General features: G+C 34.9%; 16 protein-coding genes and 1 tRNA gene. 16 read left to right on the top strand and 1 reads right to left on the bottom strand.

Annotated elements, in window-relative coordinates; translation table 11 throughout:
• Positions 1-15 precede the first annotated feature (15 nt).
• The 10 genes from ACLTBU_RS00755 (at position 16) to ACLTBU_RS00710 (ending at position 11,140) form a co-directional block, all read left to right on the top strand.
• Positions 16-2,166, top strand: a complete 2,151-nt coding sequence (locus ACLTBU_RS00755; RefSeq protein ID WP_412217089.1) for a DNA gyrase subunit A — start codon at positions 16-18, stop codon at positions 2,164-2,166.
• A 12-nt stretch (positions 2,167-2,178) separates the two neighbouring features.
• Positions 2,179-2,988, top strand: coding sequence for a glutamate 5-kinase (proB, locus tag ACLTBU_RS00750; protein WP_408646578.1), 810 nt, complete (start codon positions 2,179-2,181; stop codon positions 2,986-2,988).
• 14 nt (positions 2,989-3,002) lie between these two features.
• Positions 3,003-3,215, top strand: coding sequence for a DUF896 domain-containing protein (locus ACLTBU_RS00745; RefSeq protein ID WP_177669778.1), 213 nt, complete (start codon positions 3,003-3,005; stop codon positions 3,213-3,215).
• Between the two features lie 173 nt (positions 3,216-3,388).
• Positions 3,389-3,988 carry a Holliday junction branch migration protein RuvA gene (gene ruvA / locus ACLTBU_RS00740; protein WP_177669779.1) on the top strand — a complete coding sequence of 200 codons (600 nt, stop codon included), beginning with the start codon at positions 3,389-3,391 and terminating at the stop codon, positions 3,986-3,988.
• 12 nt (positions 3,989-4,000) lie between these two features.
• Positions 4,001-5,005, top strand: coding sequence for a Holliday junction branch migration DNA helicase RuvB (ruvB, locus tag ACLTBU_RS00735; protein WP_177669781.1), 1,005 nt, complete (start codon positions 4,001-4,003; stop codon positions 5,003-5,005).
• Between the two features lie 74 nt (positions 5,006-5,079).
• Positions 5,080-5,406: a cell division protein ZapA gene (locus ACLTBU_RS00730; RefSeq protein WP_177669783.1), complete on the top strand. Its 327-nt coding sequence runs from the start codon at positions 5,080-5,082 to the stop codon at positions 5,404-5,406.
• 71 nt (positions 5,407-5,477) lie between these two features.
• On the top strand, positions 5,478-7,808 hold the full coding sequence (locus tag ACLTBU_RS00725; protein ID WP_412217086.1) for a DUF3656 domain-containing U32 family peptidase: 2,331 nt from the start codon (positions 5,478-5,480) through the stop codon (positions 7,806-7,808).
• 30 nt (positions 7,809-7,838) lie between these two features.
• Entirely contained in the window at positions 7,839-9,206 is a 1,368-nt protein-coding gene (locus ACLTBU_RS00720) for an FtsW/RodA/SpoVE family cell cycle protein (protein ID WP_177669787.1), read from the top strand.
• Positions 9,196-10,587 (top strand): peptidoglycan D,D-transpeptidase FtsI family protein, encoded by a 1,392-nt coding sequence (locus ACLTBU_RS00715; protein ID WP_177669789.1) that lies wholly within the window; start codon positions 9,196-9,198, stop codon positions 10,585-10,587. Before ACLTBU_RS00720 ends, ACLTBU_RS00715 begins: the two co-directional genes overlap by 11 nt.
• Before the next feature lie 82 nt (positions 10,588-10,669).
• Positions 10,670-11,140: an NUDIX hydrolase gene (locus ACLTBU_RS00710; protein ID WP_177669791.1), complete on the top strand. Its 471-nt coding sequence runs from the start codon at positions 10,670-10,672 to the stop codon at positions 11,138-11,140.
• 26 nt (positions 11,141-11,166) lie between these two features.
• Here ACLTBU_RS00710 and ACLTBU_RS00705 read toward each other — a convergent pair.
• A tRNA-Leu gene (locus ACLTBU_RS00705) sits at positions 11,167-11,250 on the bottom strand.
• A 146-nt stretch (positions 11,251-11,396) separates the two neighbouring features.
• Here ACLTBU_RS00705 and ACLTBU_RS00700 point away from each other — a divergent pair.
• The 6 genes from ACLTBU_RS00700 (at position 11,397) to dnaG (ending at position 20,290) form a co-directional block, all read left to right on the top strand.
• Positions 11,397-12,020 (top strand): RNA polymerase sigma factor, encoded by a 624-nt coding sequence (locus ACLTBU_RS00700; RefSeq protein ID WP_177669792.1) that lies wholly within the window; start codon positions 11,397-11,399, stop codon positions 12,018-12,020.
• A complete protein-coding gene (locus ACLTBU_RS00695; protein WP_412217083.1) occupies positions 12,017-12,721 on the top strand; it encodes an anti-sigma factor family protein in 705 nt (234 codons plus the stop codon). The genes ACLTBU_RS00700 and ACLTBU_RS00695 overlap by 4 nt, the downstream gene beginning before the upstream one ends.
• A 290-nt stretch (positions 12,722-13,011) precedes the next feature.
• On the top strand, positions 13,012-14,397 hold the full coding sequence (locus ACLTBU_RS00690; RefSeq protein WP_177669796.1) for a glycine--tRNA ligase: 1,386 nt from the start codon (positions 13,012-13,014) through the stop codon (positions 14,395-14,397).
• Positions 14,398-14,738: 341 nt separating this feature from the next.
• Positions 14,739-17,363, top strand: coding sequence for a pyruvate, phosphate dikinase (ppdK, locus tag ACLTBU_RS00685; RefSeq protein WP_177669797.1), 2,625 nt, complete (start codon positions 14,739-14,741; stop codon positions 17,361-17,363).
• Between the two features lie 132 nt (positions 17,364-17,495).
• A complete protein-coding gene (locus tag ACLTBU_RS00680; RefSeq protein WP_177669799.1) occupies positions 17,496-18,503 on the top strand; it encodes a deoxyguanosinetriphosphate triphosphohydrolase in 1,008 nt (335 codons plus the stop codon).
• Positions 18,504-18,526: 23 nt separating this feature from the next.
• The gene (gene dnaG / locus ACLTBU_RS00675) at positions 18,527-20,290 is read left to right on the top strand and encodes a DNA primase (protein ID WP_412217081.1); all 1,764 of its coding nucleotides are present in this window, start codon (positions 18,527-18,529) and stop codon (positions 20,288-20,290) included.
• Positions 20,291-20,298 lie beyond the last annotated feature (8 nt).

Raw genomic sequence — 20,298 nt, 5'->3', positions numbered from 1 at the left:
AAGGGGGAAGAAGAAATGGACGAGAAGATTATTAGACAGAATATATCCGAGACATTAGAATCCAATTACATGCCATATGCTATGAGTGTAATTGTCTCTCGTGCACTACCTGAAATCGATGGGTTTAAACCATCTCATCGTAAATTACTTTATACAATGTATAAAATGTCACTTTTAAAGTCTGGTCGTACAAAGTCAGCGAATATTGTTGGACAAACTATGAAGCTTAATCCTCATGGAGATAGCGCTATTTATGAGACTATGGTGCGTCTTACAAAGGGCTATGCAGCACTCAATACACCTTTTATAGATTCTAAAGGAAACTTTGGTAAAATTTATTCAAGAGATATGGCTTATGCGGCCTCAAGATATACAGAAGCAAAGCTCAGTGATATTTGTGAAGAACTTTTTGGTGATATAGAAGAAGATTCAGTGCCGTTTGTAGATAACTATGACGGTAAGATGAAAGAACCTACTTTGCTTCCTGTTACATTTCCTAATATTTTAGTTAACCCTAATCAAGGGATTGCTGTAGGAATGGCTAGTAATATATGTAGTTTTAATTTAGGCGAAGTATGTGATGCAACTATTGCATACCTAAAGTCAGATAAGGAAGATGTAACAGATTATATTCTTGCACCTGACTTTTCTACAGGTGGAGAGCTTATTTATAATAAAGAAGAAATGAAAAGTATTTTAAATAGTGGGCGTGGTTCCTTTAAAATGAGAGGGAAATACGAGTATGTTAAAAAGGAAAACTGTATTGAAATCACAGAAATCCCTTATACAACAACAATAGAAGCTATTATTGATAAAATTGAAGATGCTGTTAAACAAGGCAAGATTAAAGAGATTTCAGACGTACGTGATGAAACAGACCTTTCAGGTTTAAAGCTTACTATTGATTTAAAACGTTCAGCTGATCCTAATATTGTTATTGAAAAGCTCTTTAAACTGACAACACTTGAAGATACTTTCAGCTGTAATTTTAATGTACTTATTGATGGAATGCCAAAAGTATTAGGCGTCAAATCCATCATTGAGGAGTGGGTAAGATTTAGAAAAGATTGTCTTATTAGAAAGTTTACTTTCAATATTGATAAAATGCAAAAAAGACATCATCTTTTACTTGGGCTTAAACAAATCTTATTTGATATTGATAAGGCTATCGATATTATCAGAAATACTGAAAAAGAAAATCAGGTTGTACCAAACCTTATGCGTGCCTTTGAACTTACTCAAATGCAAGCTGAGTTTGTAGCAGAGATTAAATTACGTCACCTTAACAAACAGTATATTTTAAATACTCTTCAAGATGTAGATAAGCTTGAAAAGGAGATTGCTAAGTATACAGAAATTATTAATAGCGATACAAAACTTAAAAAAGTTATTAGTGATGAGTTAAAGCAAACTAAGAAGAAATATGCTGTGCCAAGGCGTACAACTTTAATTGAACCACATAAAGTAGTTGCTTTACCGAGTGACGCTTTAATAGAAGACTATAATCTTAGATTTTTCTTTACAGAGCATCAGTATCTGAAAAAGATTTCACTGGCTTCTCTTAGAAGTAGCGGGGAGCAGAAGCTGAAAGATAATGACCAAATTATTCAAGAAGTTGAAACCACTAATAAAAGCGATGTACTCTTCTTTACGAATAAGTGTAATGTCTATAAAGTAAAAGCTTATGAAATAGAAGACTGTAAAGCAAGTCAATATGGGGTATACTTACCTAATATTTTAGACTTAGAGGTTGATGAGATAATTATTTATATGTATCCAACCATGAATTATACAGGCTCTATCTTATTTGGATTTGAATCAGGAAAAGTCGCACGCGTGCCACTTAATGTATATGAAACAAAGACAAATAGAAAGAAACTGGTTAAAGCTTATTATGGTAAAAGTAGTTGTGTAGGTATCTGCGTCATTTATGAAGAAGGTTATATTGAATGTATTAGGACAGATGAAAAGTGGGCCATTATCCCAACAGAACTGATTGAAGAAAAAGCGAAGCGAGATACACCAGGTATACAGGTGTTAAACATTACTAAGAAACATAATATGGCTCATATTAAGCCAATTATGGAAATAGATGAAAAAATAGAAAAGCTTGCCACTAAAGCATTACCGGCAAACGTAAAAAATATAGGGATAACAAAAGATTAAGACGAGCAATTAATGGAGGGAATCATGAGGGGACAATTATTAAACAGTAAGCGTATTGTTGTAAAAATCGGTACGTCTTCTTTAACCCATGACAATGGTAACACAAATTTAGACAAGATGGAAAAACTAGCAAGGGTTTTAACAGATTTAAATCATCAAGGAAAGGAAATAATACTTGTATCATCTGGTGCAATTGGTACAGGTTCAAGACGTATTGGTTTAACTGAAAGACCACAAGAACTTGAAATGAAACAAGCAACAGCTGCTATTGGCCAAGCTATTTTAATGCAAATTTATGAAAAGTTTTTTGCAGAATATAATCAAGTTATTGCACAAGTTCTTTTAACTAAAGATGTTATAGAAGATTCAATTAAAAATCAAAATGCTAAAAATACACTTTTTGCTTTATTAAAGCTAGGTGTTATTCCAATCATTAATGAAAATGACTGCATTTCTACAGCACAGATAGAAGGATACCGTTTTGGAGATAACGACACACTTTCTGCTATGGTTGCTCAGCTCGTAGATGCTGATCTGCTTATTTTATTAACAGATATTGATGGGCTTTATACAGATAATCCAAAAGTTAATAAAGAAGCTACACTCATTAAAACAGTAGAAGAGATTACACCTGAGATTGAAGGCTTAGGAAAGGATACAGGTTCCCAATTTGGAACAGGTGGTATGACAACAAAGATTACAGCAGCAAAAATAGCTAAAGAGAATCAGACACATACAGTTGTTGCCTTAGGGGACGATACACGTGTTCTTTACGATATTTTAGAAGGTAAAGAAGTAGGAACTTGGTTTATAGGAAAATAAGAGAGGTAAAAAGAATGGAAATGGAAAAGCTTATTGCACGTATTAATGAACTTGCAAACAAGAAAAAAACAGAAGGATTAACACCAACAGAACTTGAAGAACAAGCAACACTTCGTGCGCAGTACTTACAAATTTTTAGAGGTAACTTCAAGAATCAATTAGCTAATACAAAAATCCAAACACCAGATGGGAAATTGCATCCACTTAAATATATGCCAAATAAATAAAGGCTTATCTAAGGACAGAACATGATACTTTAATGTGTTCTGTCTTTTTTATAGTTTAATAGAAGTCTACCCCTATAGTATATAAAAGCAGCAGAGAGGATAAAAGGCTTCTACTAGACGAAAACTTAAGATTAGTGTACAATAAGAACAAATGTTCTTGTGAAGGAGATTGTATGATAGCATATTTAATAGGTGAAATCACCGATATAGAAGATAACAATATATATATTGAAGTAAATGGCGTAGGTTATGAAGTTTTTATGCCCTATGATCATGATGGACAGATGCTTCGCGTAGGAACAAAAATGAAAGCTTATATTTACGAACATATTAAAGAAGATGCTTATGATTTATATGGTTTTACAATGAAGATGCAAAGAGACCTTTTTAAAAAGCTTATAGGTGTGAATGGTATAGGGCCTAAAAGTGCACTTCAGATGATGAATATGTATGAAGTGAACCATCTCATTGAAATTATTATGATGCAGGATCATAAAGCACTTGGAAAAGTAAGTGGAATAGGGCCTAAGACAGCTCAGCGTATTACTCTTGAACTTAAAGATGTCGTACAGAAATTTGCTATGCCAGATTTAAGCTATCTAGAAAAAGGGCTTCCAGAATCAACAGGAAGCAATAAAGAAGAAGCAGTAGAAGCTCTTGAAGCATTAGGTTTTACTACAGCCGATGCTAGAAAAGCAGTACAAGCTATTTTTGATTATTCTGATACAACAGAAACTATTATTAAGAAGGCACTTGCCTTGCTGATGAATTAGGGAGTGAAAAAAGTGGATACACGTATGATGTCAGCAGACTTACAAATTGAAGATACGGATATAGAAAGTAGTATTAGGCCCATTACTTTGGAGGAGTATATTGGTCAAAGTGCTATTAAAGAAAATCTAAGTATTTTTATTCAAGCTGCTAAACTAAGAAATGAGGCACTTGATCATGTGCTACTCTATGGACCACCGGGACTTGGTAAAACAACACTTGCAGGCGTTATTGCGCATGAAATGGGTGTTAAAATCAAAGTGACAGCTGGGCCAGCTATTGAAAAACCGGGTGATATTGCAGCTATCCTTAATAACCTTCAGCCAGGCGATTTACTTTTTATAGATGAGATTCACCGCATGCCACGTCAAGTAGAAGAGGTGCTTTACTCAGCTATGGAAGATTATCATATTGATATTGTTGTAGGGAAAGGACCTACTGCTAAATCTATTCGCCTCTCTCTTCCACCCTTTACATTAGTAGGTGCTACAACAAGAGCAGGGATGCTGAGCTCTCCACTTCGTGATCGTTTTGGCATTGTACAAAGACTAGAATATTACTCTTTAGAAGAATTAGGACAGATTATCCAAAGAACAGCGAGTCTTTTAGAGGTAGAATGTACATCTGAGGGGGCTATGGAAATTGCAAAATGTTCAAGAGGTACACCACGTCTTGCAAATAGATTATTAAAGCGTGTGCGAGATATTGTATGGATTAAATATGAGGGGCATATTAATCAGGAGACTGCATTAGAAGCACTTAAACTCCTTAATATTGATACATACGGCCTAGATGAAATAGACAGGCGTATATTAAATACTATTGCTTATCAATTTAAGGGAGGACCTGTAGGACTAGAAACACTTGCAGCTACTATTGGAGAGGAAAGAGAGACATTAGAAGATGTTTATGAACCTTATTTGATGCAGCAAGGCTTATTACAGCGTACACCAAGAGGACGCATGTTGACTGATGCGGCAAAAATTTTAATTAAAATGCCGCCAGAGTTAAACAATTAAGATAGTTTTTTACATTCATCTATGATATAATGACAAAAAATATACTTATATAAAGTCATAGTGGGGTGCTACAGATGGCAAAGAATAAAGTAGAAGTCATGATAGGTGGACAAGTATATGCTTTACAAGGCAATGAATCTCGGGAACATATTCAAAAAGTAGCGCATGTACTCGATAAAAAAGTAGTAGAAATGCAAAAAAACAGCCTGGCAAGACACTTGAATCAGTCACAGAAACATTTTATGATGGCACTCAATATTGCAGATGAATATTTAAAACTAGAGGAGGAAAGGGACCTCTATAGTAAAGAACTTGCAAAGTGCAATGAAGAAAATCTTGCGCTTGCAGAGCGAATTAAAGAAATGGCCCTTGAAATCAATGAACTTAAGATTAACAAATAACATTAATAGTTATACTAAAAGGGGTAAGTAATTGCCCCTTTTATAATGAATAAATGAAAGAAGGACAAAGTGTGAGACAAGTAGAATTACTAGCACCAGTTGGCAAATTTGAAAATGCACTTGCGGCAATTGAGAATGGGGCCAATGCCATATTCGTAGGAGGCAAAGTTTTTAATGCAAGACAATTTGCAGATAACTTTGAAGAAGATGAACTAGAAAAAATCGTAGATTATTGTAAGTTACGTGGTGTAAAGACCCACATTACTGTTAATACTTTAATTAAGGATCAAGAAATAGAAGAGCTTATGGCTTATTTACAAAAGCTAGCACGCTTAAAAGTAGATGCCATTATTGTACAAGATTTGGGCGTAGCCTATTTGATTAAAACCTATTTTCCAGAGATTGAACTCCATGCAAGCACACAGATGAGTGCGCACAGTATTGAAGATGTTATGTTTCTTAAAAGCTGCGGATTTAAACGTGTGGTACTAGCAAGGGAAATGCAGCTTGAGGAAATTAGAGCCATTAAAGAAGCTGTAGATATTGAAATTGAGACCTTTATTCATGGAGCACTTTGTTACTCTTATTCTGGGCAATGTTTGTTTAGTAGTCAAATTGGTGGACGTAGTGGAAATAGAGGACGATGTGCACAGCCTTGCCGTATGGGATATGCCCTTTTAAGAGGAGAAGAAGAGGTTGTTAAATCAGCTTACTTATTAAGTCCAAAGGATTTATGTACTTTAAGTTTCCTTCCTGAGCTTATTAAGTGTGGGATTGACTCGTTTAAAATGGAAGGCCGTATGAAATCACCAGAGTATGTAGCTTCTGTTACAAAGGTCTATAGAAAATATATTGATCTTGCTTTAAAAGATCCTAAAAACTATAAGGTTGAGCAAGAAGATATGGAAATGCTACAGTCTATTTTTAATCGAGGAGGCTTTTCAGAAGGGTATTACTTCAAAAAAGCAGGTGCCGACATGATTACAGAGAAGACGCCTAAAAATATTGGTTTAAGAATTGGCTATGTAGTCAAATATGATAAGAAAACCAAGATGGCTACTATTCATACCAATAAGACACTTAATCCTGGAGATGGGCTTGAAATCTGGAACAAGAAAAAGCATACAGGAACAGGTATTTCAAAAGTATATCCAGCAGGCCAGCAGTTTACTGTACGTGTAGAAGATTGGGTAGATGAAAAGAGTCCAGTATACTTATCTAAAAATAACACTTTATTAAAAGTGCTTAAGAAGACCTATGAAAAAGCTCAAAGAAAAGTAGAGGTAAGTGGACAGGTGATAGGAAAAATTGGTGAACCGGTTCGTTTTACTTTAACTTATGGGATTTATACAGCTGAGGTAGTAGGAGATGTACTAGAGCCAGCTCAAAATGCACCTATTACACAAGACATTGCCTTTGAAAAATTATCTAAGTTAGGGAATACTTCCTTTGAATTAACGGAGTTAAAAGGGCACTGGGAAGATGGCGCTTATATGACAATCAGTAAGCTTAATCAGCTTAGAAGAGAGGCAGTAGAAAAATTAGAAGCTTTAATTTGTGAGAAAGATGAAGCCCGTATTTATAAGACTTATGAAAAAGTGCAAAACCCTATTTGGGAGGGGCCAAGGACACATAGTGTGCAGGTGCATACATTAGAACAGTTAGATGCGGCACTCATGTACTCAGAAGTAAGTAAAATTTATTGGGAATGGCGTTATAATGATATAGCCTTAGAAGAAGCTTTTAGCAAATGCCAAGAAGCAGAAAAAAGTTTTTATATTGTCTTTCCAGCTATTACAAAAGAGAAGACATTGATGTGTATTAAAGAACGTATTCAGTTTTGGGAAAACCTTTCTATAAGTGGATATGTTATTCGTACATTAGGTGTTTTTGAACTGCTTAAAAATAGTGCTAAAGAAAAAGTAATCGATTATAACTTAAATATTATGAATAATGAAGCTGTTTATCATTGGCTAGAGTATGGGGCAACAAGAGTTACTACATCAGCAGAACTAGCAAAAGAAGAGCTTGAACAGTTGAATGGGCCACTCGAAACGATTATTTATGGCAAGTTACCCGTTATGACAACTGAACAATGTGTATTAGGAAATCACAAGCTTTGTCATAAGAAGAAACCTACACTTGAATATAGCTTATCTGATCGAAAAGGTGCAAAATGGCCTATTTTAACAGATTGCATAGCTTGTAAGATGCAGATTCTTATGCATGAACCTCTTCTTATAGAAGAGAAATATTTAGAAGATGCAGCGATCATGGTATATCGTATATTATTTACAGATGAAAAAGCAGAACAGGTTAAAGAAATACTTTCTTATTTAATAAGACAGGAGCCAACTGGAGTAACTGGGCAAAAAGCAAGTTTCTTTAAGCCTATTGATTAATCATTATATAGAGAAAAAAGAGGTGATAAAGTGCCTTATTTAGAGCTAATGATTTTACTAAGTCGTTATATATTCGCGGGGTTTGGTCTAATTTTTATTGTATTAGTATTTAGTTATATGAAACCTTTTATTAGTTACTCTCTTGGACAGCCTCAGCAAAAAAACACATTGCTTTATATATGTATTAGCTTTCTACATCTAGGAGGAACTGCTATTTTATTTGGAAAAGCGCCTAGTCTTGCAGTAAGGCAGGGGATTTTATTTAATAGTATTGTATTCTTTGCTGTTATGACACTAGCGAGGTGGATGATTAAACTACTAAAAAGACAAGATGAGCTCATTATATGGCATATTATTTTCTTTCTAATAGATGTAAGCTACATTATGCTGGAACGCTTAAATCATACTGAAGCCACAAAGCAAATAGTATGGTTTATTTTAGGGATGAGTATTGCATTATTTTTGCCTAATTTATGTAGTAGATTAATTAGACCTAAATATAAAGTACTTTATATGATTTTGACAATTGGAATGATTGTATTGCCTTTTATATTTGGAGAAGCTAAATATGGAGCGATCAACTGGGTACAAATAGGACCGATAGGTTTTCAGCCATCTGAGTTTGGCAAAGTAACTTTTATTATGTTTTTAGCAGCACATTTCCATGAGTTCACTTATAAAGAGCATAAGATGAAAGAATTACTTATAGCTTGTGGTATTACAGGTTTTATTCTTCTTACCTTAGTTATACAAAGAGATTTAGGTGGTGCACTTTTATATGGACTTACCTTCCTTGTCATGCTATATATTGGGACGAAAAAGGCTTTTCTACCATTGTTAGGTATTATAGGTGGGGTAGGAGCATCCTTCATTGCTTATATGTTATTTGGGCATGTACGTGTAAGAGTGCAAGCATGGTTAGATCCATGGGCTGATATTGCTAATACAGGCTATCAAGTTGTGCAAGGTCTATTCGCCATGGGAACATGGGGCTGGTTTGGAAGTGGACTTACAAGAGGCATACCAACAACTATACCTATTGTAACAACAGATTATATTTTTGCTGCTGTTTGTGAGGAGTTTGGGAATTTATTTGGACTCATTATTCTGCTATGTTTTCTTGCACTTATTTTACAAGGACTTAAAGCAGCACTTATTCAGCTCGATGACTTTTCAAAGTTTCTATGCGTAGGATTTGTAGTTATTTTAGGGCTTCAAACCTTAATTATTATAGGTGGTGTTATGAAACTCCTTCCTCTTACAGGGATTACACTGCCATTTGTAAGTTATGGAGGAACTTCTTTGTTTGTCAGTCTAGGCATGATGGGTATATTGACTTATCTCATAAGAAAGACATTAAAATTTGCACGCAAAGAAGGTGAAACCTATGAAGAATAATCGCTATATTTATAGAGTAGCAAGTGTTTTTATTATTATCTTTATCTGTGTAGGTGCGTATTTAGGCTATTTCACAGCAGTAGAGAGTAAAAAAATCGTTATGAATCCTTATAACAAACGTTTAGATCATTTAGAGGCTGAGGTAGTAAGAGGTAATATTTATGATGCTCAGGGCGTACTTCTTGCGACAAGTGAAGAAGGAGGCAGAAATTATCCTTATGGCAGTACCTATGCGCATGCTATAGGTTATGTAGGACATGGTAAAGTAGGGGTAGAGGCTATGGCAAACGTAGAACTTCTCTACCCAGACTACCATGCAAAGGCTTTGCTAAATTATGCTTTTGCAGGAGAAAAGTTCAAAGGGCATGATGTCTATTTAACACTTGATCATACGCTACAAGAAGCGGCTCAAAAAGGATTAGATGGCAGAAAAGGTGCGGCTATTGTATTAGAGCCTAGAACTGGTAAAATTAGAGCTATGTATGCCACACCTGGATTTAATCCCAATAAAATCAGTGTAAACTGGGATAACCTCACACAAGATACTGAAGAAAGTCCACTACTTAATAGAGCTACGCAGGGACTTTATCCACCAGGTTCTACTTTCAAAATTCTTACGACTATTGCTTATCTAGAAGAAAAGGGAGATGTAGCCTTTAATTTTGAATACGATTGTAAAGGTAGTATTACAAAAGATAATCACCAAATTAAATGTAATAATGGTAAAGCACATGGGGTAGTTAATTTAGAATCAGCATTTGCTAAATCATGTAATACGTACTTTGTTGAATTAACGGATCAGGTTCCTATCGCTAAACTTAAACAGGTAGCGGATAAGCTTCTATTTAACCAAGAGTTACCTGTAAAAGTAGAGTATAAAAAAAGTCAGTTTAGTCTAAACGCAAATAGCAGTTCCTTTGATAAATTGATTACTTATATTGGACAAGGAGAAACACTTGTTTCGCCTTTACATCTAGCTATGATAGGTTCTATTCTTTATAATGATGGCGTACTTATGGTGCCTTATATGATAGATTATTCGCTAGATACAAGGGGGGAAATAGCTTTAAAAAACTTGCCTGAATATCAAGGAACTTATTTAGATGAAAAGACATGTAGTACATTAAAATCACTTATGACAAAGGTGGTAACAGAAGGAACTGGTAATAGGCTTTATCGTAAAGATATGCTTATAGGTGGTAAAACAGGTACAGCTCAAAATGAAACAAGCAAAGACCATTCTCTTTTTGTAGGGTTTGTAGAACCTAAAGATACAAAAAAAGAAAGTCTTGTACTAGCCGTTGTTGTAGAACAAGGTGGCCAGGGTGCGAAAGCTTTAGATGTAAGTCAAACGATTATAGAAGCTTATGCGCAGAGGTAACCTTCTTTATCTAGTTGAAAAAAAGTTTCAAACAAGCTATACTTAAATACAACTAGAGTTTAAAAGAAAGACAGGTGGCTTTATGATACAGACTGTCAGTTGTGGTGGTGTAGTGATCTATAAAGGAAAAATACTCACCTTATATAAAGACTTTAAGAGTAAGAGAGAGTATAAATATGTAGGGTGGGTATTACCTAAAGGAACTGTTGAATTAGGTGAAACACATGAAATGACGGCAAAAAGAGAAGTTAAGGAAGAAGCCGGTGTAGATGCCAAAATTATAGGATATATTGGTTCCAGTCAGTATCATTTCCGAGGGAAAGAAGATATGGTGAGCAAAACAGTACATTGGTATTTGATGAGTGCAGATAATTTTTATAGTAAACCACAAAGAGAAGAACACTTTGTAGATAGTGGCTACTATAAATTTCATGAGGCTTATCATCTTATTAAATTTTCTGATGAAAAGTATATTCTTAAAAAGGGCTATCAGATGTATTTAGACCTAAGAAAGCAGAATAAATGGGGAATTGAGCATAATAAAAAAACCTGAAGAATATTCTTCAGGTTTTTTTATTATGCGGATAAAGGGAATCGAACCCTTACGATGTTACCATCGGCAGATTTTGAGTCTGCTGCGTCTGCCAGTTCCGCCACATCCGCAAGTGCTCTATAATAATAACATATATTTCTAGGGGAAGCAAGTCTTATTGTATAATTTTTCTAGATGAAACTATAATATTAATGTTAATTAAATAAAAATATGATATGATAAAAAAGATTGGTTTGTACGGAAAGGAGAGGAACTCTTGGAGGAAAGATTAGAAAAGCGTCTGATTCAAAAGGCTCAAAAGGGCGATGTAGATGCATTTGAACAATTAATTTTAGGCTATGAAAAGCTTATTTATAATATTTGCTTGCGTATGCTTCATGATGAACAAGAAGCTTATGATGGTGCACAGGAAATTTGTCTGAAAATATGGAGGCAAATAAATGCTTTTGAAGGAAATGCCAAGTTTAGTACATGGATATATCGTATTGCCACTAACCAATGTCTTGATCTTTTAAGAAAAAGAAAAAATAAAGAGGAAATTTCTCTGTTTAGGCAGTCAAAAGAAGAGGATTCAGAGTGGGTATTAGAGGAAAAAGAACTAGCTGATCCTATGAATGAACATGTACAGCAGTTAGCGCTAAAGGATATTATGCTTCAAGCACTTAATGAGGTAAAAGAAGAGCATAAGCAAATTCTTCTTTTAAGGGATTTAGAAGGTTATAGTTATGAGGAAATTGCAGATATTTTAGTTATCAGTAAGGGGACTGTTAAATCGAGGCTTTCAAGGGCACGTCTAGCTATGAAACAAATTTTAACACAAGATAAGGAACCTTATAAGTCATTTTTTCGTCATAATATAAAGAAGGAGGGCAATTTATGAAATGTGAAGATTACCAAGAACGTATATCCCTTTATGTAGATGATGTATTAACATTAGATGAAAAGAAGCAACTAGAAAAACATCTTGAACATTGCCTTTCATGTAGAGAAACTTTAGAGACTCTGCTTATGATGAAATCCGTTATGCATGAAATAAAAGAGGTAGAAGTGCCTAAAACTTTTCATGATGATGTGCATAAACGTTTATGTCAAGAGGTTAAGCCTAAGAAGAAGGTCTATAAGTGGATGCCTTATGCCTCCGGTTTAGTAGCAGCACTATTAATTGGCTTTGTGCTTGTAGATGGTGGTGTTAGCCAAGAGCAACCTATACAAGACGCTCCAATGCCAATGGCAGTTAGTCTAGATAATAATGGGGTAGCACCAATAGCTATGGAAAACGAATCTGAAGTAGCTGATGTAGGTAGACAGTCAAGAGGTGCTATGCCTTCAGAAGAAGTTTGGCAAATAAATTGTACAGACTTAAAGGCTGCAAAAGCATTTTTAGAAGATTATACGACTCAGCATGAAGTGAGTATGGTGGAATGGCAAATAGATAGTGAGTATCATTTGTTATTAGAGCCTATTGAAGATAAGGAAGTATTAAAAAGTATTTTAGAAGACGAAATGTGGGTAGATGGGGCTATTCAGATTACTGTAATGGATACATCTAAAGTACATCTTATTTTGAATGTGCAAGAATAAAGGTAGATGACTTGACAGCTACCACTCTTTTTGTTACATTATAGTCATAAATGCATAATTTTAGATTTTACGATGAAAAAGAAGAGTAGTAAAATAAAGAGCGTTTAAGCGAGATCAGGAGGGTGAAAGCTGATTACGACTTGTTTTATGAAGGCACTTTGGAGTGAAATATTGAAAGTGGGATACATGTTATCCAATTAGGGTGGAACCGCGGAAGTTACCTTTCGTCCCTTGCTATAGGCAAGAGATGAAAGGTTTTTTTATTTCATCAATTTTTAGGAGGTAACAAAATGAAAGAAAAATCTATGCAACAAGTTGTTGCTGTAGCAAAATCAAGAGGATTTGTATATCCAGGTTCAGAAATTTATGGTGGCCTTGCAAATACATGGGATTACGGCCCATTAGGTGTAGAACTTAAAAATAATGTTAAAAAAGCATGGTGGAAAAAATTCATTCAAGAAAGTGCTTATAACGTAGGTGTAGACTGTGCAATCTTAATGAATCCACAAGTATGGGTGGCTTCAGGGCACGTAGGAGGCTTTAGTGACCCTCTTATGGACTGTAAAGAATGTAAAGAAAGATTCCGTTCTGACAAAATTATTGAAGACTTTCTTCATGAGAAAGGTGAAGACCAAGTTGTAGATGGTTGGAGTAATGAACAAATGCAAAGCTTTATTGCAGACAATCAAATTCCATGTCCAACATGTGGTGCACACAACTTTACTGATATTAGACAATTCAACCTTATGTTCAAAACTTTCCAAGGTGTAACAGAAGATTCTAAAAATGTTGTTTATTTAAGACCAGAAACCGCACAAGGTATCTTTGTAAACTTCAAAAATGTACAAAGAACAAGTAGAAAGAAAGTACCATTTGGTATTGGACAAATTGGTAAATCATTTAGAAATGAAATTACACCAGGTAACTTCATTTTTAGAACACGTGAATTCGAACAAATGGAACTTGAATTCTTCTGTAAACCAGGTACAGAGCTTGAGTGGTTTGATTACTGGAGAAGCTATTGCAAAAACTGGCTTCTTAATTTAGGGGTAACACCAGATAATATGCGTATGCGTGATCATGCCCAAGAAGAGCTTTCCCATTACAGTAATGCAACTTCTGATATTGAGTATTTATTCCCATTTGGATGGGGTGAACTTTGGGGTATTGCATCTCGTACAGACTATGACCTTAAAAAACATAGCGAACACTCTGGCGAAGATATGTTATACTTTGACCCAACAACAAATGAAAAATATGTGCCATATTGTATTGAACCATCACTTGGAGCAGACCGTGTAACGCTTGCATTCCTTTGTGAAGCTTATGATGAAGAAGAACTTGAAGATGGCGATACACGTACAGTATTCAGATTCCATCCAGCTTTAGCACCAGTAAAAGCTGCGGTATTCCCATTATCTAAAAAGTTATCTGCAGAAGCAACAGAAGTTTATCAAATGCTTCTTAAGCACTTCAATGCAGAATATGATGAAAGTGGTTCAATTGGTAAACGTTACAGAAGACAAGATGAAATTGGAACACCATTCTGTATTACATTTGATTTTGACTCATTAGAAGACCAAATGGTAACAGTAAGAGATCGTGATACAATGACACAAGAACGTGTCGCTATTAAAGATTTAGTAGCTTATATTGAAGGTAAAATGGAATTTTAATTCCTAAAATAAAGAACCTGTATACTTTTAGTATACAGGTTCTTTATTTTGTAGAATTATATAGAATGAATATTTTTAATATTATTAAAATGTAATCAAGAGAAAAGTATTGTAATAAATATACAAAAAGTAATAAATATTAAACTAATAAACAAGATCTTATTTATAAAAAATTAATCTAATTTTTGTATAAAAATTATTAAAATATTAAAATGTGTTATAAAATATTAAAATAGTATTTTAAAATATAAAAATTGTGATATAATGATAACGAAAACGGAATAGATAGCAAGTCTAGTTCGAAGGTAATTTCCAAATGAAAAATTTAGGAGGGTAATAACATGAACCAAAAATGGGTATATATGTTTAAAGAAGGAGATCCAAAAAATAAAAATCTTCTCGGGGGCAAAGGCGCCAATCTTGCAGATATGACACAATTAGGTTTACCAATTCCTCAGGGATTCACCGTTACGACAGAAGCTTGTACTGAATACTATAATAATGGACAAGCACTTTCTAATGAAATTGAATCACAAATTAAAGCATGTTTAGTAAATTTGGAAGAATTATCAGGTAAAAAATTTGGAGACAATACAAATCCATTATTAGTTTCAGTTCGTTCTGGAGCTCGCGTATCTATGCCAGGTATGATGGATACTGTTTTAAACTTAGGACTTAACGATGAAGCTGTTGTTGGTCTTGCAAATAAAACAGAGAATGAAAGATTTGCTTATGATTCATACCGCCGTTTCATTCAAATGTTCTCAGACGTTGTTATGGAAATTCCAAAACCACGCTTTGAAAAAATCATTGATGAGATGAAAGAAGCAAAAGGTGTTAAACTTGATACAGAACTTGATGCAAATGACTTAAAAGAAATGGTTATTAGATTTAAAGCTTTATATAAAGAAGTAAAAGGTGTAGACTTCCCGCAAGATCCTGAAGTTCAATTAATGGAAGCAGTTAAAGCAGTGTTCCGTTCATGGATGAATCCACGTGCTATCGTTTACAGAAGAATGAATGATTATCCATCAAGCTGGGGAACAGCAGTGAATGTTCAAATGATGGTATTTGGGAATATGGGAGATACATCAGGTACAGGTGTTGCCTTTACAAGAAATCCATCTACAGGAGAAAATGCAATTTATGGTGAATACTTAATCAATGCACAAGGTGAAGACGTTGTTGCGGGTATTAGAACACCTAGCCATATTTCTCAACTTGAACAAGATATGCCAGAAGTATATACAGAATTCATGAATATTGCGCATACACTTGAAAACCACTACCATGACATGCAAGATATGGAATTTACAGTTGAAAACGGTAAACTCTACTTCTTACAAACACGTAACGGTAAAAGAACAGCAGCAGCAGCTCTTAGAATTGCTGTAGATTTAGTGGCAGAAGGACAAATTACAGAAGAGGAAGCAGTACTTCGTGTAGAACCAAAACAACTTGATCAATTACTTCACCCAATGTTCGATGCAAAAGCACTTAAAGCAGCTAAAGTAATTGGTAAGGCACTTCCAGCTTCACCAGGTGCAGCAGCTGGTAAAGTATACTTCACAGCTGAAGATGCTAAAGAAGCAGGTGCAGCTGGCGAAAGAGTTATCTTAGTTCGTCTTGAAACATCACCAGAGGATATCGAAGGTATGGCAGCAGCTCGCGGTATCTTAACAGTACGTGGTGGTATGACATCTCACGCAGCAGTAGTTGCACGTGGTATGGGAACATGCTGTGTATCAGGTTGTGGTGAAATCCAAATCAATGAAGAAGAAAAACACTTCTCACTAGGCGGCATGACATTCCACGAAGGAGACTACATATCATTAGATGGATCAACAGGTAATATCTACGGTGAAGATGTTGCAACAGTAGAGCCAGAAATTACAGGTGACTTTGAAACCTTCATGGCATGGGCAGACAAATACCGTACACTTAAAGTACGTACAAATGCTGACTCACCAAAAGATGCACAAAATGCAGTTAAATTTGGTGCAGAAGGTATTGGTCTTTGTCGTACAGAGCATATGTTCTTCGAAGAAGATCGTATTATGAAAATGCGCAAGATGATTGTTTCTAAAACAGAAGCAGAAAGAAGAGAAGCATTAGATGCACTTCTTCCTCTTCAAAAGGGTGATTTTGTAGGTATTTACGAAGCCATGGGTGAAAGACCAGTGACTGTACGTCTTCTTGACCCACCACTACATGAATTCTTACCACATACAGATGAAGATATTGCTACACTTGCAGGTGAAATGGGTATCACATTTGAAGATTTAAAAGCTACAGTTGAATCTCTTCATGAATTCAACCCAATGATGGGTCACCGTGGATGCCGTCTTGCAGTTTCTTATCCAGAAATTGCTGAAATGCAAGCACGTGCTATCATTGAAGCAGCTATACAGGTGAAACAAGAAAAAGGTTATGATATTGTTCCTGAAATCATGATTCCACTTGTTGGTGAAGTAAAAGAATTAAAATATGTTAAAGATATTGTTGTAGCAGCAGCAGATAAAGCTATTGCCGAAGCAGATGTTACACTTACATACCATGTAGGTACAATGATTGAAATCCCACGTGCAGCTGTAACTGCTGACCAAATTGCTGAGGAAGCTGAATTCTTCTCATTCGGTACAAATGACTTAACACAGATGACATTTGGTTTCTCTCGTGATGATGCTGGTAAATTCTTAGAAGATTACTACGGAAAAGGTGTTTATGAATCAGATCCATTTGCAAGACTTGACCAAACTGGTGTAGGTGCACTTGTACAAATGGCAGCTGAAAAAGGTAGAAGTACACGTTCAGATATCAAACTTGGTATCTGTGGTGAACATGGTGGAGATCCATCATCTATCGAATTCTGCCATAAAGTAGGGTTAAATTATGTTTCATGTTCTCCATTCCGTGTGCCAATTGCACGTTTAGCAGCAGCACAAGCAGCTATTAAAAATAAATAAACCTAGTCATTTAGGCCTAAACCCCCACTTTTAGAGTGGGGGTTTTTGTGTAGATATACAAATCTAGGAAAAAAAAGAGGAAATAAGTGCTGGGTGTGGTATAAATATAAAGTGTAAGGAGGTGTTTTAAACATGTGTCATAGAAAAAGACAAGAACAAATGGAAATCGACCATTTACAACCTTATAGTGCAAAAGCTGCTTATTCAAAAGGACGTGTAAGAATAGAAGAAGAATGTGAAGTAAGAACGGCTTTCCAAAGAGATAGGGACCGTATTTTACACTCGAAAGCTTTTAGGCGCTTAGCACATAAGACACAAGTTTTTATCTCACCTGAAGGAGACCATTATCGTACGAGACTTACACATACATTAGAAGTAGCTCAGATTTCTAGGACGCTTGCAAGAGCCTTAAGATTAAATGAAGACTTAGTAGAAGCCATTGCTTTAGGCCATGACTTAGGACACACGCCTTTTGGTCATGCTGGAGAATATGTACTTCAAGAATTAACAGGGCATAAATTTGAACACAATGTTCAGAGCTTGCGTGTTGTAGAGCATATTGAACGTAAAGGTAAAGGGCTAAATCTCACTTATGAGGTAAGAGATGGTATACTTAATCATCAGACTAAAGGTCATCCTCATACGCTAGAAGGCAAAATTGTACAGTTATCTGACAAAATAGCTTATGTTAATCATGATATAGATGATGCCTTAAGAGGGAAAATATTAGAGTCAAATGAATTACCTAAGGCGTATACTAAACTTCTAGGGGATACGTCTTCAAAGCGTATTAATACCCTTATTGTAGACATTATTAAAACAAGCGAAGGGGTAAATGACATTTTAATGAGCGCTGAAGTACGAGAAGCTTTTCTTAAAATGCGTAAATTCTTATTTGAACGAGTCTATATTGGCTCTATTGCAAAAGAGCAAGAAGAAAAGGCTAAACATGTTGTCAGAGAGCTATATACATATTATATGGATAAACCTGACAAACTACCTGAGACATACCTTAATGAACTGGAGCAAGGTGAAGAAAAGGTGCAAGTGGTATGTGATTATATTGCAGGCATGACAGACCGTTATGCTATTCATACTTATGGTGAATTATTCTTTCCAACAGCTTGGAAGATTTATTAAATTGATAGAAAAGAGGAAGCTAGATGTATTATTCTGACGAGATTATTGACGAAATTAGGCAGCGCAGCGATATTATATCTATTATTTCCGAATATACTGCCTTAACAAAGAAAGGGCATTCTCATACAGGATTGTGCCCTTTCCATCATGAAAAAACACCATCTTTTTCAGTAAGCGAAGATAAACAAATGTATTATTGCTTTGGTTGTGGGGCAGGAGGAAATGTGATTACTTTTGTCATGCAAAAAGAAAATATGACTTTTCCAGAAGCATTACAGTTTTTAGCAGAAAGAGCCCATATTGATTTGGATGCAGCAGAAAAAATGCAAGGGCAAAATGGTGGCGTGAATAAAAAGGCCCTCCATTTAGAAATCTATAAAAAAGCTGCTAGGTTTTATTATTATAGTTTGCAATTGAAAGAAAATGAACAAGCTTTAGAGTATTTTCATAAGCGTGGTATTACAAGTGATGTGATTAAACATTTTGGCTTAGGTTATGCGCCAGCTGAATACAATATTCTTTATCAAAATATGAAAAGAGAAGGTTATGAGGATGAAGACCTTCTAGAAACTGGACTTTTCTTAAAAAGTAAAAAAAATGGGATGCTTTTTGATAGGTTTTCTGATCGTGTCATGTTTCCTATTTTTAATCTTAATAAAAAAGTCATTGCTTTTGGAGGACGTATATTAGGAGAAGGTCAACCTAAATATCTTAATTCTCCTGAAAGTCTACTTTTTGATAAAAGCCGTACACTCTATGGGTTGCATATAGCAAGGAATGAAAAGCATCCTTATTATATTTTGGTAGAGGGTTATATGGATGTTATTGCTATGCATGTAGCTGGCTTTACGCAGACAGTTGCTTCACTTGGTACAGCTTTTACAGATGGACATGCTAAACTTCTTAAACGTTATACACAGCAAGTAGTTATTTTGTATGATAATGATGGAGCAGGTAAGAAAGCCGCACTCCGAGCTATTCCTATTTTAAGAAGTAATGGTATCAATGTAAAAGTCCTACAGTTAACAGACGCCAAAGACCCAGACGAATTTCTTAAAAAGCATGGAGCGGATGAGATGAAGAAGCTATTAGATGAAGCAGAAAGTCACATCTGGTTTAGAATTAAAGAAATAGAGAGTACGTATCATTTAGAATTACCTGATGAAAAAGTAAAATTCCTTCAAGAAGTTGCTAAATTAATTGGTAGTCTTGAAAGTAGTATTGAGCAGAGTATTTATAGTGAAGAGATTTCACAAAAATATCAAATTAATCAAGATGCCCTTCAGGCAGAGGTAAAAAAATATTATCAAAGTGAAGCAAAGTCCATTCAGGCTGTTAAAGCTCCTAAAGTGCAAGAATCTTTAGGGGGAGGAACACTGCCTATGCAGTTGGAATTTTTATGTACACTTTACAATTATCCTTTTGCATATGGTTATATTAAAGGGTATATAGGAACTAATTTATTTGATGAAGGACTTATACAAGAACTGGCAAGTGCTATTTTTGAATCTATTGAAAAAAGTACACCAGTAGATATAGATTATTTTAATAATCGTTACCCAGAGATTAAAGATCAAAAAATTATCTCTACCGTTTTTATGAAAAAAGATGAGCGCTATGATGAGAATGACTTAATCCGAAAAATGCTTACGGAAACTATTAAACGTTTGAATATGATTCATATTGAAAAAACTTTAAAAATGACATCAGATATTACTGAAGTTCAAAGGTTATTAATGCGTAAAAAGGCACTAGACAAGTTGAATATTGAATTTATAAATGGTTAGAATAGTAG

It is taken from the genome of Zhenhengia sp. (assembly GCF_046966505.1).
In the GTDB taxonomy this organism is placed as follows: domain Bacteria; phylum Bacillota; class Clostridia; order Lachnospirales; family Cellulosilyticaceae; genus Zhenhengia; species Zhenhengia yiwuensis.
The sequence above is the reverse complement of the archived record's forward strand: the minus strand, read 5'-3'. Positions and strand labels throughout refer to the sequence as shown.